This is a genomic window from Bartonella sp. AP58NXGY, from assembly GCF_042195785.1.
GTDB lineage: Bacteria > Pseudomonadota > Alphaproteobacteria > Rhizobiales > Rhizobiaceae > Bartonella.
Window position 1 is genome coordinate 896 of sequence record NZ_JBHIOY010000083.1, and the last position, 316, is coordinate 1,211.

The following is a 316-nucleotide window of genomic DNA, read 5'->3' on the forward strand; positions in this document are numbered from 1 at the left end:
TTTTATTCCATCAAGACAGCTCATTCGTTATCAATATAAAGAACGTATTCCAAAACATGCACGGACAATGGTTGTTGTACCTACTTTGATGACATCACGCGATGATATTGATGCGCACGTGCACAATCTTGAAGTACACTATCTTTCCAATCCTAAAGGTGCGGTCCATTTTGCACTCATTACAGATTGGGTAGATGCTTCCTTAAGAGAAACGCAAGATGATCTTGATTTGTTTCGCTATGCGCAAAAGGGCATTGATAAACTCAATGCTCGTTATCATCGTGATGAACTTCCTGTTTTTTTCCTTTTACATCGC

General features: G+C 39.2%; 1 protein-coding gene. It reads left to right on the forward strand.

Going from position 1 to position 316, the window contains the following annotated elements; all coding sequences use genetic code 11:
• Window positions 1–316: hypothetical protein (locus ACFINC_RS09600; protein WP_375617063.1), on the forward strand; the 316-nt coding region annotated here is incomplete at both ends.